Annotated in this window: 18 protein-coding genes and 1 pseudogene; 12 read left to right on the top strand and 7 right to left on the bottom strand. The window is 37.3% G+C overall.

Annotated features, from left to right (window positions below):
- Positions 1 to 32: 32 nt before the first annotated feature.
- The 7 genes from EG365_RS06530 (at position 33) to EG365_RS06500 (ending at position 7,179) form a co-directional block, all read left to right on the top strand.
- Positions 33 to 920 carry a metal-dependent hydrolase gene (locus tag EG365_RS06530; RefSeq protein WP_001017314.1) on the top strand — a complete coding sequence of 296 codons (888 nt, stop codon included), beginning with the start codon at positions 33 to 35 and terminating at the stop codon, positions 918 to 920.
- A 130-nt stretch (positions 921 to 1,050) separates the two neighbouring features.
- On the top strand, positions 1,051 to 1,641 hold the full coding sequence (locus EG365_RS06525; RefSeq protein ID WP_000846931.1) for a LemA family protein: 591 nt from the start codon (positions 1,051 to 1,053) through the stop codon (positions 1,639 to 1,641).
- 21 nt (positions 1,642 to 1,662) lie between these two features.
- On the top strand, positions 1,663 to 2,745 hold the full coding sequence (locus tag EG365_RS06520; RefSeq protein ID WP_001246375.1) for a TPM domain-containing protein: 1,083 nt from the start codon (positions 1,663 to 1,665) through the stop codon (positions 2,743 to 2,745).
- Entirely contained in the window at positions 2,739 to 3,299 is a 561-nt protein-coding gene (locus EG365_RS06515; RefSeq protein WP_000258955.1) for a TPM domain-containing protein, read from the top strand. Before EG365_RS06520 ends, EG365_RS06515 begins: the two co-directional genes overlap by 7 nt.
- A 341-nt stretch (positions 3,300 to 3,640) precedes the next feature.
- Positions 3,641 to 4,075, top strand: a complete 435-nt coding sequence (locus tag EG365_RS06510; protein ID WP_000993717.1) for a pilin — start codon at positions 3,641 to 3,643, stop codon at positions 4,073 to 4,075.
- A gap of 57 nt (positions 4,076 to 4,132) precedes the next feature.
- A complete protein-coding gene (locus EG365_RS06505) occupies positions 4,133 to 5,443 on the top strand; it encodes an O-antigen ligase family protein (protein ID WP_000914629.1) in 1,311 nt (436 codons plus the stop codon).
- A gap of 107 nt (positions 5,444 to 5,550) precedes the next feature.
- On the top strand, positions 5,551 to 7,179 hold the full coding sequence (locus tag EG365_RS06500; RefSeq protein ID WP_001988049.1) for a PglL family O-oligosaccharyltransferase: 1,629 nt from the start codon (positions 5,551 to 5,553) through the stop codon (positions 7,177 to 7,179).
- A 41-nt stretch (positions 7,180 to 7,220) separates the two neighbouring features.
- Here EG365_RS06500 and bfr read toward each other — a convergent pair whose 3' ends face one another.
- The 7 genes and pseudogenes from bfr to gmk all read right to left on the bottom strand — a co-directional run bounded on the left by bfr (position 7,221) and on the right by gmk (position 12,131).
- Positions 7,221 to 7,685, bottom strand: a complete 465-nt coding sequence (gene bfr, locus EG365_RS06495) for a heteropolymeric bacterioferritin subunit Bfr (RefSeq protein ID WP_000678123.1) — start codon at positions 7,683 to 7,685, stop codon at positions 7,221 to 7,223.
- A 244-nt stretch (positions 7,686 to 7,929) separates the two neighbouring features.
- Positions 7,930 to 8,124 (bottom strand): bacterioferritin-associated ferredoxin, encoded by a 195-nt coding sequence (locus EG365_RS06490; RefSeq protein WP_000289091.1) that lies wholly within the window; start codon positions 8,122 to 8,124, stop codon positions 7,930 to 7,932.
- A gap of 209 nt (positions 8,125 to 8,333) precedes the next feature.
- On the bottom strand, positions 8,334 to 8,717 hold the full coding sequence (locus EG365_RS06485; protein WP_000090000.1) for a RidA family protein: 384 nt from the start codon (positions 8,715 to 8,717) through the stop codon (positions 8,334 to 8,336).
- A gap of 120 nt (positions 8,718 to 8,837) precedes the next feature.
- Positions 8,838 to 10,943: a RelA/SpoT family protein gene (locus EG365_RS06480; protein ID WP_001117590.1), complete on the bottom strand. Its 2,106-nt coding sequence runs from the start codon at positions 10,941 to 10,943 to the stop codon at positions 8,838 to 8,840.
- A 39-nt stretch (positions 10,944 to 10,982) separates the two neighbouring features.
- Positions 10,983 to 11,112, bottom strand: a pseudogene (locus EG365_RS06475) (hypothetical protein).
- Between the two features lie 38 nt (positions 11,113 to 11,150).
- On the bottom strand, positions 11,151 to 11,429 hold the full coding sequence (rpoZ, locus tag EG365_RS06470) for a DNA-directed RNA polymerase subunit omega (protein ID WP_000135049.1): 279 nt from the start codon (positions 11,427 to 11,429) through the stop codon (positions 11,151 to 11,153).
- Between the two features lie 72 nt (positions 11,430 to 11,501).
- Positions 11,502 to 12,131 carry a guanylate kinase gene (gene gmk, locus EG365_RS06465; RefSeq protein ID WP_000015937.1) on the bottom strand — a complete coding sequence of 210 codons (630 nt, stop codon included), beginning with the start codon at positions 12,129 to 12,131 and terminating at the stop codon, positions 11,502 to 11,504.
- 122 nt (positions 12,132 to 12,253) lie between these two features.
- Here gmk and ispH point away from each other — a divergent pair, with 122 nt between their 5' ends.
- The 5 genes from ispH to EG365_RS06440 all read left to right on the top strand — a co-directional run bounded on the left by ispH (position 12,254) and on the right by EG365_RS06440 (position 16,218).
- Positions 12,254 to 13,204 carry a 4-hydroxy-3-methylbut-2-enyl diphosphate reductase gene (gene ispH / locus EG365_RS06460; RefSeq protein ID WP_000407064.1) on the top strand — a complete coding sequence of 317 codons (951 nt, stop codon included), beginning with the start codon at positions 12,254 to 12,256 and terminating at the stop codon, positions 13,202 to 13,204.
- A 169-nt stretch (positions 13,205 to 13,373) separates the two neighbouring features.
- A complete protein-coding gene (locus EG365_RS06455) occupies positions 13,374 to 13,847 on the top strand; it encodes a pilus assembly FimT family protein (RefSeq protein WP_001214061.1) in 474 nt (157 codons plus the stop codon).
- Complete coding sequence (gene pilV / locus EG365_RS06450) at positions 13,841 to 14,401, top strand: type IV pilus modification protein PilV (RefSeq protein WP_085916952.1); 561 nt, start codon at positions 13,841 to 13,843, stop codon at positions 14,399 to 14,401. The genes EG365_RS06455 and pilV overlap by 7 nt, the downstream gene beginning before the upstream one ends.
- Positions 14,402 to 15,403, top strand: coding sequence for a PilW family protein (locus tag EG365_RS06445; protein ID WP_000079200.1), 1,002 nt, complete (start codon positions 14,402 to 14,404; stop codon positions 15,401 to 15,403).
- Positions 15,400 to 16,218 (top strand): PilX N-terminal domain-containing pilus assembly protein, encoded by an 819-nt coding sequence (locus tag EG365_RS06440; protein WP_000149374.1) that lies wholly within the window; start codon positions 15,400 to 15,402, stop codon positions 16,216 to 16,218. The genes EG365_RS06445 and EG365_RS06440 overlap by 4 nt, the downstream gene beginning before the upstream one ends.
- Positions 16,219 to 16,229: the final 11 nt, after the last annotated feature.

The following is a 16,229-nucleotide window of genomic DNA, read 5'->3' as shown; positions in this document are numbered from 1 at the left end:
AGCTTCCTTCTTCAATACAATAGGTGTTGAATATGAATATCGCAGGTATGACGGCAGAAAAATCATATTTAAATCGTCGAAAAGCGTTGGGTATTATTGTGCGTCGCCTTGAGTTTAATCCTCAAGCTATCAAACGCTATTATTTTGCAAATTCGCCTTTAATGTCCCATTTTTTAACTGCACTCTCTTCAACATTTCCCGTAGGAGAACAGTTTTTTGTAAATAGCGTGCGTAATGTACGTGACAAAGTTTCCGATCCTCAACTACAGGCTCAGATTGCGGCATTTATTGGGCAAGAAGCAATGCATTCGAAAGCACATGGAGAGTTCAATGAGGCTTGGCGTCGTGATGACTATAATCTGGATCGCTTTCAAAACTGGTTGAATGAGCGTGACAAATATTTAAGAACAATTTCTCCTAAGCTGCAGCTAGCACTGACATGTGCATTTGAGCATTTTACGGCTTTGCTGGGGGGATATATTTTACAGCATCCAGAACTTCTAAAAACTTTGGATCAAGATGCGCTAAAGCTTTGGGTTTGGCATGCTATAGAAGAAATTGAGCATCGTTCAGTTGCATTCGATGTCTATCAACAGGTATATGGCGATGACCGTATTCGTCGTTTACTCATGCGGAGTGTTACTACAGGGTTTGCAAGTCTTGCTTTTTATGGCACTACACGGCTATTTTGGCAAGATAAATGGAAGAGCTTGCCTAAAATCGGAGGTAACTTATTTGGGCTATATTTGCTTGCTAAAATGCTTATACAGCTAACTCCTGAATATTTTGCTTATTACAAAAAAGACTTCCACCCGAGTCAAAAAGATTATGGCCATATGGTCGATTATTGGAAAAGTTATTTGGCTGATGAATATCAAATGGCAAGTTTCCAAGAGGAAAAAAATCCAAGACCAAGCTAATAAAAAACCGGATTTAAAAATCCGGTTTTTTTAAATCTATAAAATAAAAGCAACACAATAATGCCAAAATCGTCATACAATCGGGAAAAGTGGTTAAAAATATAAAGAAAAACTTGAGGATAATGTGACGATGAAAACGTTTAAACAACTTGCTATCGCGACAACACTTGCCAGTACCCTATTATTTTCAGGCTGTGGCTATAATACTTTACAGGTTAAAGATGAAGCTGTAACAGCGGCTTGGTCTGAAGTACAAAACCAATATCAACGTCGTGCCGATCTAGTTCCAAATTTGGTAAATGTTGTAAAAGGTTATGCTAAACATGAAGAACAGGTTTTAACAGAGGTCACTCAAGCACGTGCCAATGTTGCAGGCTTGAAGGTTGATAAAGAAGTATTAGAAGATCCAGCATTACTTGAAAAATATCAACAGGCACAAAGCCAGTTAACTGGGGCATTATCTCGACTTATTGCTGTTTCAGAAAACTACCCGGATTTAAAAGCCAATACCCAATTCCAAGAATTGCAAGTTCAGCTTGAGGGAACAGAAAACCGAATTGCTGTTGCCCGTAATCGTTATATTACAACTGTTCAGGACTATAACGCTTATGTTCGTCAGTTCCCACAAGCAGTAACAGCAAAAGTGATTGGCATGCATCCTAAAGCCAATTTCTCTGCAGAAGCATCTGCTCAGCAGGCTCCAAAAGTTTCTTTTGATTAATTTAAATCAAAGGAGTGCCGCATGAGAAATACTATATTGCTTCAGCCTAAGCAAATTAGGGTATTCGTTATTACCTTAATTGTTCTCTGCTGTGGTGTTCTGTTTCAGAATGCGGCTTGGAGTGAGAATAATATTGCCACTGCTACCGATGAAACGGATACGGTAGTGGCAGGCAAAATTATTCAACAGCAGCAAGCTCAAGCATCTAAGCCTCAAATAAATTCTCAGGCAGCTTCGAGTGTCACACCTCAAACGCAAGTTGCAAATGATATGGCTGATGGTGAATCAATTCGTGGTTTACCAACATTAAATCAACCTGTCATTGATCAAGCTAACGTTTTGAGTGAAACTGAAAAACAACAGCTTAGCCAGAAAATCTTAAATCTGTACCAGCAAGGTAAAGCACAAATAGGTATTGTGATTGTACCAACTACAGGTCAAGAAGATATTTTTGATTATGCTTTGCGAGTAGGTGAAAAATGGCAACTCGGTTCGAGTAAACGAGATAATGGCTTACTTATCGCAGTTGCAATTAATGACCATAGAATACAGATTCTAACTGGATACGGTTTAGAAGGGGTATTACCTGATATTGTTGCAAGTCGAATTATTCGAAATCAAATTACCCCTTATTTTAAACAAGCCCAATATGCTCAAGGACTAAATGCAGGACTTGATGAAATTGGAAGAATTTTAAATTTAGATCCGGAAGTTGCTCAGCAAGCTGCTCAAGATTTAAAAGAACGCCAACATCAAGCTGCCGAAGAACAACAAGCCAAACAAACAACGCTTACAATGGCTTTATTTATTCTTGTTGCTGGGGTTGTGGGATCATTTATTGTTGGTCGACCACTTAGCGCGTCAACAGCAGGAGTTGCGGCAGCGGTAGCTGGTTTTGTAAATGGTGCTGGCGTAGTAATGAGTTTACTACTGGGTTTTGGTATTTTCTTTTTACTCATAACTTCAATTGCCCAACTGATTTTACAGGCTATTCTGAGCGGAGCTGGTGGCGGTGGACGCGGAGGAGGCTTTGGCGGTGGTGGCGGAGGCTACGGCGGCGGCGGTGGACGTTTTGGCGGTGGAGGTGCTTCAGGCTCATGGTAACAACATCAGAAACAACCCAAATTATTACTCAGCCAAAAATTGAGGAATATGTAGAGCCAAGTTTAAAACGTTGGTTTAAGCATTTTTGTTATTTACCAGCAAGTAGCAAATATTTCTCCAAACAAGATAAACAAGCTATTGCTGAGGCTGTACAGCAAGCAGAGCATGGGCATGTTGGCGAAATACAGGTTGTCATAGAAGGCCATATCCCATGTTCACAAGCGTATAGACAAAATACCCGTTTAAGAGCCCAGCAATTATTTGCAGAACTGGGTGTTTGGGATACAGAGCTCAATAGTGGTGTATTGCTCTATTTAAATTTGTGTGAACGTACAGTAGAAATCATCTTTGATCGTGGGATTAGAAATGCAACTACTGAACAAATATGGCAGCAGATTTGTAAGTCGATTGTAGAGCAGCTTCAACAAAAGCAATATCAGAAAGCAGTAGTTACAGGAGTTCAGCAAATTGGAGAAGTGATGTCACGCTTTTACGATGAAAACATGCCAGATCAATTAAATGAATTAGGTAACGCACCTATCATTATTAATTAAATGATTGACTCAAAAATTTAGTTGTTTTTTTAAATTTTTGCTCAATAAGGTGGCTGACAAAAAATGTCACCTATTTGATTATTTTTATAGAGATTTTTATCACATTCGATATTAAAAAAATGAAATAGGCAATAAATTAATTTTTATCGGTGATTTAATTCTACTAAATTCCTAGTGACAATTTTTGTCAGTTAATTACAGCTTAAACTACTAAAATAAGGCTTTATAAATTATAAGTTTATGTTTTTTAACAATAATAAAAGTTGGCATGGTTGCTGCAATATATTTGATAGCTGAAAAGCTTATATAAAAACATACATACAATCTTTGGGGAAAAGGCTATGAATGCACAAAAAGGTTTTACATTAATCGAACTTATGATCGTGGTTGCCATTATTGGTATTTTGGCAGCAATTGCGATTCCTGCTTATCAAAACTACATTGCTAAGTCACAAGTAAGTACTGGTTTAGCTGATATTACTGCTGGTAAGACAAATGCAGAAACTAAATTAGCAGAAGGTTTAACTGCGGCATTAACTGATGTAACAACTTTAGGTTTACAACAATCTACGAATGCTTGTGCTATTACAGCCAATATTGGAACTAATGGTGCAAGTAATATTACTTGTACATTGAAAGGTACATCACAAATTAATGGTAAAAAAATTGAATGGATCCGTGATGCAGATAATGCTACAAATGGTACGACAGGTGCTTGGCGCTGTAAAACTGATGTAGCTGAAAACTTACGTCCTAAATCATGTGGTGCTTCTTAATAGTTAATTAATAAAAAGAGAGGTTGCGGCCTCTCTTTTTTATTGAAGAAAATAAATATGTTAAAGAAAAATATTTTACTGTTTGTGATAGTAATCTATCTTATTACAGCACTATTGGGATATCGAATTGGCTGGTCTGTCTTTCAATATGATGAACTTCGTTTATTGCAGTTTCCTTTAGCGTTATGTGCTTTATTAATATTAATCTCCGCAAAAAAACTAAAATACTCAATTTATAGTCAAATTAATTTTTTTATTATTGGGGTATTTATATTAATTCAACACATAAATTGGGGAATTTTTGAGTTTCAAGAGCTTTGGTCTGCGATAGCATTACTTTTTATATTTTCTGCCTTAACATATGAGTTAAGGAATATAAAAAATATAGAGCATGGTATTGCACTAATTGTAGTTACAGCAATTATTCCATGTTTATTTATTTTGATTTCTATTTTTAATTTTATTATCCATCAACAATGGTTTGATTGGCAGTTTAACTCTGGCACGATTCGGATTTATGATAGTGTTATTGTTCCCTTGTTTTTCTTCCTGATTTATCTAAAAAATAAGAAATATCCTTATATCTCTTATTTTTACCCTATAGTAATTTTCTTTTTTGCTTTAGCATGGTTTTTTGATGGAGCTAGGTCTGCTTTACTTGCGGTAATGACAGGATTGCTAGTTCTCTTTATATATTCTAAAGAAAATCGAAAGCTTATTTTGCAAAGCTGTATTTATATTTTTTTAGCTTTTTTTATTTATAAAATCACTATTTTTTTAGCTGAAAAAAATACAATGACTGTAATACGAACGGGAACATCGCTGCGCGCAGAAATGTGGAAGTTTGTATTTAAACAATGGAAACAGCACCCATTTACTGGGGTTGGTGGTGGATACTTGTCTAAAATACAGTATGCGTATGGACATCATATACATAATCTATATTTAAGACTTATTTTTGAATGGGGCATTATAGGTCTCATATTCTGTATATGGATGTTGACCCAATTAATTGGTTTATTTAAAGATAAAACTGTTTCACTAATTTTGAAAGTTGGTGTGATCGCCGTTTTAGTTGATGCAATGTTCTCAGGTAGTATGGTGTACCCAGCGTCACAAATTGCCTGTGTATTATTTATAGCTTTTACTTTTTCTCATAGAGAGTTAACTTCTAGTTCCCAATATTCTTCTAGGTCGACAAAAATACTGATTGCTTTATGGGGAGTTTTATTCTTATACATCACAATAATGTATTTAGGGCAAGATTTAACTTGTTGGAGTTGCGGAAGCTATGGAGGACGAATGGCTCCAAACTTTTGGTTTTATGGTGGTGCGGAGCACTTAGTACCAGCTTCAAAAATTCCTTAACTTTTGAAGTAAACTTTATCAAGTCCTTTTCATATAGACTTCATACATTTTTCTTTAGGGTTCCATGTATAATTTCACCCATTTCTAATAGTCTCAAACCTGTCACTATGCAAGTATTCTTTCTGTTCCTCGCAGCAATTCTATTGGGTTTCGCATGGCTATCACCATTTCACTATAACCCTTGGGTAATGTTTTCTAGTGAAATGAGTACTTTTGCGGCAGGTTTAAGTGTCTTAGCTGCACTTTTTTATCAAAATATTAAAATTCCGCGTGCACAATTATTGCTGTTGCCATTTATTTTAATTCCAGTGGTGCAGTGGGCTTTTGGTCTAGTTTTTGATTTTAGTACAGCTTTGTTAAGTTCACTTTACTTATTAGGCTTCTGGTTTATGGTTGTGGCGGGTTATAACTTGTCACTAGATCAACAAAAGCGAGATCAAATTTTTACAGGCTTTAGTTTATTACTGATTATTGTATCAATTGCGACCAGTTTTATTGCGATATGCCAATGGTTAAATATTGAGTCTCATTTTGTGCATATGTTGCATTTAATTGGTAACCGTCCTTACGGCAACTTTGGTCAACCTAACAATATGGCAACCTTTCTGATTATGGGGCTATTAGGTTGTCTATTTTTATATGAAAAGAATAAAGCAACAGTTTGGTTACTTTTCCCTTCTGCACTCATTATCTTGTTTACAATCGCTTTAAGCCAATCAAGAACGTCTTGGGTCGTTTTTCCATTTTTACTTATCTATTGGATAGTTAAACTATTTGGAAAACAAAAAAGATTTGGTTTTATTCAAGGGTTCTTGTGGTGCGCTGGTTTTTTTGTAATAGCTGGCGTGATTCTGCCATTTGCTACTAGTTTAATTGAAGCATGGTCGAGCGCTGATGTAGCCCAAGCAAGTAGTTTAGTTGAAAGAGCAAGCTCTGGATATCTACGTTTTAATATCTGGACCCAAATGCTACTTGCTGTACAGCAACATCCTTGGTTGGGGTATGGTTGGAACCAAACCAGTGTAGCGCAAATGTCAGCCTATGCTCTTTTTCCAACAACTGAGTGGACGACCAGTGCCCATAATATTTTATTAGATCTCATCATCTGGAACGGTATCCCAATAGGTATAGCCATTATTGCTTACTTTGCATGTTGGTTCCTTTGGCTAAACCAGCAGGCTAAAGAAACTATCTCAATTATTGCAATTATGATGGTGTGTACCGTACTCATTCATGCCATGTTAGAGTTTCCTCAACGCTACGCTTACTTCTTACTTACTTGTGGATTCTTATTAGGCATAATTCAGGCACAGACACCTGTACTCAAAGGTATTGTGCTCAACAAGCAGGTTCTTCGTTTAATTTGGGGAGTCAGTTTAATACTTCTGCTAGCAATTTGGCGTGACTATAATGTCTATGTCACAAATAGTAATTTGTTGTTTAAGAATAAACAGCCAAATGCTGAGGTTTTGGGAAGTAATCAGATTTTTGTTTTAACGCAGTTTGAGCAGCGTCTAAAATGGATTGAGATGAAGCCTGAAACTACTTTATCTGATGCTGATTTAGCAGTGTGGGGTAATTTTGTGAAGAATAAAGCGACGCCTTATAACTTGCGTAAATATGCCCAGCTACTTGCCTATAATGGAAAAGTAGAACAGGCCGAGCAACAAATATTTATTTTGCAGCATCTTTATCGACAGCAAATAACTTTGGCAGAGTTGTTAAAAGATAAATAAAAAAAATCCCCTTGAATACAAGGGGATTTTTTTATGAGAAATTACATTTGGCTTTGAATATAATTTTCGATACCAACACTGCCAATAAGATCAATTTGAGTATCTAACCAATCCCAATATTCTTCCTCTTTTTCTAAGATTTCTTGTACCAAATCACGCGTTACATAGTCTTGTTCTGTTTCGGCTAAAGCGACCGCTTTTTGAATTGCTTCAATATTTTCTTTTACTTTACGGATGTCGCATTGCAGAACTTCTTCTGTATGTTGACCGATATACAATTTACCTAAGTGTTGAAGATTAGGGAGACCTTCTAAAAATAAGATACGCTCAATAATTTTGTCAGCATGCTTCATTTGGCGAATTGATTCTTTATATTCGGCAGAACCGAGTTGTTCAATTCCCCAATCATTAAACATACGAGAGTGTAAAAAGTATTGATTAATTGCAGTTAAATGATGATACAGCACTTGGTTGAGCTGATTAATGACATCACGATTGCCTTTCATTGTAGCTACTCCAAAACAATTTCTGCCTTAATTCAGTTAAGGCAATCTATAAATTCATTTTAGTGAACAATCATGGATATGGCGAGTAATTTATAGAACAGCAAATGAAAATCGCAATCAAAAACAACACAATATTGGTAAATGTGAATTTCCTTCCAAAAAAAACCGCTTCAATGAGGAACATTTAACGTTCCGCAAAAAGCGGTGGAGGAGTCAATAAATTTTTGTTAATTATTAATTTTTATTATGCAGCTACAGAAATGCGCGCAGCAATTTCTGCTAATTCTTCACTAATAATAGCACGTGCTTCTGGTGCACAGCGTCCACAGCAAGTACCAAGATCAAGCAAATCGCGAATTTCACGATAGCTTTCAGCGCCATTTTCAATAGCGTCTTTAATATCCTGATCGGTAATGCCACGACACAAGCAAACGTACATGGGAGTGATCCCCAAATATAAATGCGATAATTGATATTATTGATAATTATTATCGTTTGTCAATGAAATTCATTTAAAATCTCATTTATCGTTATTGGGATTTTGGATAAAAAAATACCACCTAAGCGGAAATCTGAGAGTTACTCAGCTTTTTAAGCTGGGGTGGTATCTAATTTTAGAGCTAAATAATTTCTAGTTAATATTTTATCTTACTGATTAATAATAACAATTCCATCCATTTCAACTAAAGCCCCTTTAGGCAGGCTTGCTACACCAAGTGCAGCACGAGCTGGGTATGGTTGAGCAAAATATTCGCCCATAATTTGGTTAACGAGTTGGAAATTAGATAAATCAGTAAGAAAAATATTGAGCTTTGCAATATCTGCAAGTGTGCCGCCTGCAGCTTCACATACTGCTTTAAGGTTATCAAAAACACGGCGGATTTGAGCTTCAATACCGTCTACAAGTTCCATACTGTAAGGATCTAAACCAATTTGCCCTGATAAATATAGTGTGTTACCTACTAAAATGGCTTGAGAATATGTGCCGATGGCAGCAGGGGCATTTTCAGTATGAATGACTTGACGGGACATTTGGTTCTCCTTGATTAAATCTTTTTTCATCATAATCGATGATACGTTTTGACAAAAGTATCATCGATTTAATTGATTAGGTACTTCTAGAAGTTAGATTTTAGTAAAGCAGAACAAATTTTAGCTGACTTTGGAAATTTCCATTTGTGGAGCAGGGGCGTCTAGACGCTCAATACGTGGGAAGCCATAGTGCATTCGTAAATCACGAATGACTTTTGCAATATGTTTACGGTTGTTTACTACAATATTGACGAAAGTACGCTGTTCGTTGGAATGTACCATTTCTACCCCAGCATTATTTTTACGACATTGGTAGATGAGGTCTGATACCTGTTCATCATTCATTGCCATATAAATCGCAAGGTAAGCAGTAAAACGTACATCATCTACGTCATCTGCTTTCCATTGAAGCGGCATAATGTTTTCTGGGTGTAAATGTTGTTCATGAAGCAAATTATGACAACGAATACGGTGCACAATTAAACCACGTCGTGTTAAATGGCCTTGAATTGGATCGCCTAAAATAGGATTACAACAGTGGGCATATTTAACATCAATGCCTTCAGTTCCTTGAATTAGTCGATCTGAATTTTCTGCTCGAGGATGCTTGTCATTTGCAAACAAATGGTTAGCTACAAGTTGAGGAAGTAAATCTCCAACAGCAATTTGCTCAAATAATGCATCTTTATTATCAATATGACGCCATTGTAAAAGATCTAACCAATCTGCATCTGAAAGGTCGTTAATAGAACGATTAAAGAGTTTCAAAGCTCGTGAAAGTGCTTGGGCACCAACTAAACGTTGTTCTTCAATATCTTGGTCTTTGAGTACGTGCTGTAAAGCACGGCGAGCTTTTTGAGTATTAATAAAGCTCAGCCAATCTGGATTTGGCGTTGCTAAAACGTCAGTAATAATCTCAATAACCTGCCCACTAACTAATGGTGTAGAAAGTGGCTTAATTTCACCATCAACTTTTGCACCTACCGCATGGTTGCCTAAGAAAAGACTAGCTGAGTAGGCAAAATCAACTACTGTGGCGCCTTGTGGTAATTCATGTAACTGGCCGTGTGGTGTGTAAACCCAAATTTTTTCTTGATGCAAATAATCAAGTAAGTCATTAAAAGTCGTTTTAGCGCATTCACCATCAATGAGTGTATTTAGGTTCTGCATGGAAGCTTGAATGGCAGAGCGGCAAGTTTGTGGAGCATTTTCGCCGAGTACGACACCGAAACGTGCAGCTTTACGCATCAACTCAGTTTGAATAGTGAGCGATAACGTGGTTTTTTCACCCTTAAGCTTGATCATTAGTGACTGATTACCACCTGGTAACGGGCGGCGGATATGATCTTGATATTGGATGACCTGAAAATTTTCTTTTAATGCTGCTACTAAACGATCGCAGTCTGCAATGGATTGTAAAACGATTTCAAAGGCATGGCTATGAGTAAGTTCTTGTAAATCCATTTCATTTTTTACGAAATGGCGTAAGAGCTCAATATTATTATTTTTCTTTTTAATTCGACCTTGAATATGATAATTGTGGAGAAGCTCTGCAAGATTTTGTTCCCAGATACTTTGGTATTTACATCGCTCTGGTTTGGTTTGAAGCAACGCATTTTGAACGTTATCAAACATATCTAAATCGAGATTTTGATAACATAAATTTTCAAGGTTATCGGCCATTTCATTCATGCCGACTAATCTTGCCATCGGTACGAAAATATCAAAGGTTTCTTGAGCAATACGAGCACGTTTATCGGGACGTAAGGCGCCCAATGTGGTCATATTGTGGTAGCGATCAGCTAGTTTAATAATAATGACGCGTGGATCTTGCAAAGTAGCTTGTAGAATTTTTCTAAAAGAAGCAGCTTTATTATATTCTTTATCGCTCGACTGGCTTAGTTTGGTTACGCCATCAACAAGCTCTGCAACTGTTTGTCCAAATCGCTCAATAATATCGTCTTTTGTATATTGAGTATCTTCAATGACATCATGTAAAAGTGCAGCCATTAATGTTTCAGGATCCAGGCGCATATTCGCTAAAATACAGCTAACCGCGATAGGATGCAGAATATAAGGTTCACCACTTTTACGGGTAATACCAGTGTGTGCCAGATCTCCAAAATCGCAGGCAGCAAGCACTTTTTCGACTTCACTTACCGATAAGTAAGGGTCGATAATTAATTTGAGCTGTTGCTTGGCTTGGCTGACCTCTTCGCCTGGCATAGACCACCCTTTTTCTGTTGCTTAAAAAACTAAATCTATCTACTTCTTAATGAAAAGCATATTGCGGAACTTGTCAATTTTTTCGTTTGAAAAAGTGTATTTTTTTTTCAATGAAAATAATTGCTTTTACCAATATGTTTTAAATATGCAAAGCCAAATAAAAAACCATCGCAAAAAAACGATGGTTTTTTATAGAAACAGGAGTAATTAGAAAGAAAAACCTTCTAAATTTAAGCTGTTTGTAGAAAGGGCAAGATCAAGACTAGAAGTTTGATAATCTTGCTCACGTTGTTTAAGAATTTCTTTCGTTACGTGACCTACAGCGATTTCACGTAAAGCAACAACTGTTGGTTTGTCGTTATCCCATTCTACAGTTGGCTCCATGCCTTGACGTGCCAATTGACGAGCACGTTTACTTGCAACGAGCACAAGCTCAAAACGGTTGTCTACATGATCTAAACAATCTTCAACGGTGACGCGTGCCATAAAAGTTCTCGTTTTGGAATGGTAAATTTGAACAGACTAAATAGTATAAAAGGCTTTCGTTCCAGACTCAAGTTATTCCTGTTTTGGTTGTGGAGTAATCAAGTCTTGAATTAGATTTTGATGTCTTTTTGCCTGTTGAGATAAGACTAAACGATTTGCTGTAATGACGGCTTCAAGCTCATGTAAGGCTTTATTAAAGTCATCATTAATGATGATATAGTCGAAATTTACATAGTGCTGCATGTCTTCAACAGCACAGCTTAAGCGGTGTTCAATAACTTCAACAGAGTCTGTACCACGGTTAGATAAACGTTGACGTAAATCGAATTGAGTAGGTGGTAAAATAAAGATCTGTTTAGATTCAGGAAACAGCTTACGTACTTGCTCTGCACCTTGCCAGTCAATTTCAAGCAAGACATCATGTCCTTGAGCTAACTGTTGTTTTACGGTTGCTTGCGAAGTGCCATAGTAGTTACCAAATACTTCAGCATATTCGATAAATCCACCTTGGTTCACTTGGTCTAAAAATTCATCTTTTGTTGTGAAGTGATAGTGAACACCATCTAACTCACCTGGTCGTTGACCTCGGGTAGTATGCGAAACTGAAACATGTAAATTGCTCACACGGTCAAGTAGGGCTTTCACCAAAGATGTTTTGCCCGTTCCTGATGCAGCAGAAACGACAAACAATAGACCCGACATGATATTTTTCCTGATATGATAAAATATCTTCGCTATTGTAGTGTACCGTGCGTTTAAACTGAATAGTTTTAACTGCAAATATTTACGAGAAGTTCCCCTGTTTTATTAATTTTGAGGCTGTTATGGAAATTGTGTTAGCTAATCCGCGTGGTTTTTGTGCCGGTGTTGATCGAGCCATAGCAATCGTCAATCGGGCTTTGGAATGTTTTAATCCTCCTATTTATGTACGTCATGAAGTTGTACACAATAAATTTGTGGTAGATGACTTACGCCAAAGAGGGGCTGTTTTCGTTGATGAGCTGGACCAAGTGCCAGATGATTCTATTGTAATTTTCAGTGCACACGGTGTTTCAAAAGCAGTTCAGCAAGAAGCAGAGCGTCGAGGCTTAAAAGTTTTTGATGCGACTTGTCCATTGGTGACTAAAGTACATATTGAAGTAACTAAATATGCTCGCGAAGGGACAGAAGCTATTTTAATTGGTCATGAAGGGCACCCAGAAGTTGAAGGTACGATGGGACAATATGACAAATTAAAAGGTGGCGATATTTATCTGGTTGAAGATGAGGCTGATGTGGCAGCACTCGAGGTTAGACATCCGGAAAAATTAGCATTTGTTACGCAAACGACCTTATCTATTGATGATACAGCAAAAGTGATTGATGCTTTGCGTGCGAAATTCCCGAATATTCAAGGTCCGCGTAAAGATGACATCTGTTATGCAACTCAAAATAGACAAGATGCAGTACGTGACTTAGCTGAAAAATGTGATGTTGTGCTGGTTGTTGGCTCGCCTAACTCTTCAAATTCGAATCGTTTACGTGAGCTTGCTGAGCGTATGGGGAAAGCTGCTTATCTAGTAGATAATGCAGATCAACTTGAACAATCATGGTTCAATGATACTTGTAAAATTGGTGTTACAGCGGGAGCTTCAGCTCCAGAAATTTTAATTAAGCAAGTGATTCAACGTTTACAAGATTGGGGAGCTCAGGCGCCTAAAGAATTAGAAGGACGTGAGGAAAATATTACTTTTAGTCTTCCTAAAGAATTACGTATTCATGTGACCCAAGCATAAAATGTGACTTATTTAACATACTGATTTTAAATAGTTAAACAGATAATTGTTAACATGACAGTTATCTGTTTTTTTATACCCTTTGTCTGTTTTGTATTTGTTTTGTAATTTGTAAAAGTAAAATTTAAATAAGAAATAAAAAATTTTAGTTTTATTTGGGGTTCTGGGGATGAGGGGAATTATTCCACAAGAAGGGTTCACCTTGGTCGAGCTAATGGTGACGATTGCGGTCATGGCTATTATTGCACTGATGGCTGCACCATCAATGTCAAATTTATTAGAAAGTAAACGTTTAGATGCTAATCAAAGAGACTTAATCAACACTTTATCAGAAGCGAAAAGTCAGGCAATTTTAGGACGTCAGAATGTTTCTGTTAACTTGAACTCAACAGCTTCAAATACACCCACTTCATTAAATTGGCAGACAGCTTCTAATAATACTCTTGAGCTAAAAAATATAGCCGCTGATGGTACGCAAAGTTCTTTAACGACTACTACTTTAGCTTTTAACGCAAATGGAGTAGTGGCAAATATAACTCAAGATACGCTTTTATCTATTTGTAATTCTAGAATAAATAAAAAGAAAGTCATTATTTTGTCCAAGCTTGGCACTTTGGTTTTTAAGGCCGAGGAGAATTGTTAATGCATCACTATAAGCAAAAAGCCCAAGCTGGGGTGGGCTTACTCGAAGTTTTGGTTGCCTTAATTTTACTTGCTATTGGAGTTTTAGGTTATGTTGCCTTGCAGCTAAGAGCTATGGATGCATCTTCAGAAGCATTAAGTAAATCTCAAGCCATTCTAGTGATGAGGGGATTAGCAGAAAATATCCGTACAAATAGTACTCAAGCTAGCCAGTATCCTACATTTGTGCGTAGTTATAGCAACTATACATCTGATACTCCTGCACCCACGTCATGTTTTAACTCTCTATGTACTGCCTCCCAACTCGCTCAATTTGATGCCTATCAAGCAGCTAGAAATGCTAATCAACTGGGTATGAGAATTACGATGTCAAATTGCCCTGGCGTTACAAATACAATGGTGCAACAACGCCAGTGCCTATTTGTCTTTTGGGGTAGAACTGCGCCAGTGATTACTACAAATGGAACAAATACTAGTGTGGATGTTTCAAGTTGTATGAGTAATAACGGTGTTTACGTGAATAATTCAACTTGCTTAATGATGGAGGCATATTAAATGGCTCAATCATTTATTTCTAATAAAGAACAAGGTTTTACCTTGATTGAACTTATAGTCGCCTTAGCTTTAGGCCTAATATTAGTGGCTGCTGCAACACAGCTATTTATTGGAGGGCTTTTATCGAGCCGATTGCAAAAGGCCAATGCTGAAATCCAGGACAGCGGTATTTTTGGTTTGGAATATATGGCACGTGATATACGGCTTCTAAATTATGGAAATGTTGTAAATCCACAATTAACAGATACAACGCCTTGGGGAGGTATTGTATTAACAGGTTCAACAGCAACAAATGCCAACAATATTAATTTTATTCCAAAAGTTGATACAAATACTTATATTCCGGAAGCGTTATTAAGCCGTGGTGCAGGTGATACGGTAAGTACAGTGAATAACTACTGGAAAGGTCTTTCAAATATACAGAATAGTTCAAATGCTGAAGTACAAAGCGATCAACTGACTATTCAATTCATTGCCCCGACCAATATGACTAATTGTGAAGGTGTGAATGTGTTAGCGGGGGACCTAATAGTTCAACGGTATTTTTTACGTGTTGATAATAATGGTAGCTCTCAACAGGATTATGCACTTGCATGTGATGCGAATACCCCTGCGGTTAGTGCTACAGCGCAACCTGATATCGTTAATGGATTAGGAGATGCAGGCCAAATTATACTGCCTCGTATTGACCATTTTCATGTCTTATTAGGTGCGAAAAACGCAGCTGGTAATTTTGCTTATTACACAATTCCTCAGTATCGGGTGGCTGCACAAGCTGCTCGAGATGCGAGTCCAGCTGTGGCTGCTCCAAGAATTCTGTCAATACAAATATCGGTATTAGCCCGTTCTACAAATAATGCTCAAAATAAGGCAATAGACCCTAATCAGTCTTTTCTTATGCTAGATCAGAATGTGCATGCTGCCGATAACAGAACTCGCTTTTTGCGACGCGTATATAGCGTGACAATTGCTTTACGCAATGCAATGGGGGAAACAATATGACCCATTTAAATTATAAAAATATTAAAGGTCGATCTAAGGAAACGGGTGCCACACTTATTGTTGTACTTATTATTTTATTGATTGTTATTTCTGTCGGGGTTTTGGCAATAAGAGTAGCGATTGTTTCTCTAAAAGTTGCAACTAATAGCCAAGTTGGCCAATTAAACTTTCAATCTTCAGATACTCCGTTAGAGCTTATTGTACAGATGAACCCAACCACATTGACAAATATTACCAATGTGATTGGAGCAGCACTGAAAGCACATGAAAGTAACCCTGGTGCGGAATATAACTTTTGCTATAAACCAACTTCTACATCTGTAAGTTTTGCTCAAACTCGGGGGGCAAGTTTGCTTCGAGCTGGCAGCGCTAATAATGCTGTGGTTGAAGATGGTGGAGTAGCAGGTTTCTGCGATTTAACAAGTGACTATGGGAGTAATCGTCAAGCGGTAGTTACTCAAGTTGCTGTCAGTATCCCAACCGATGCCATGGCTGATATTCCGGGTTCAAATCTACCTCGGGACATAAATCTTTCCGAAGGAACCCAACTTCCTAAAAGCATGCTATCTACGCAACGTATCCGGGTTATTACAACAGCGTTTTTACCTGCTTATGCCTCAACTTCTTTAGAAACTCTGCAATCTGATTGCTTAAGTACGAGTTCCGCAAAAATTAGTGACAACTTTGATAGTGCATTAACGGATAAGCAAACTCTAGCTGATTGTTTGGCAAACCATAATGTACCTTTTAGTACTCAAGTTCAAGAATTTAACTATACCAATAAGCTGACTGAAATCACGGCACCAGGTTCATAATGGGGAATATC

It is taken from the genome of Acinetobacter sp. FDAARGOS_494 (genome assembly GCF_003812225.1).
GTDB lineage: Bacteria > Pseudomonadota > Gammaproteobacteria > Pseudomonadales > Moraxellaceae > Acinetobacter > Acinetobacter baumannii.
Note: the sequence above shows the minus strand (reverse complement) of the source record. Positions and strands in the feature narration are given on the sequence as shown.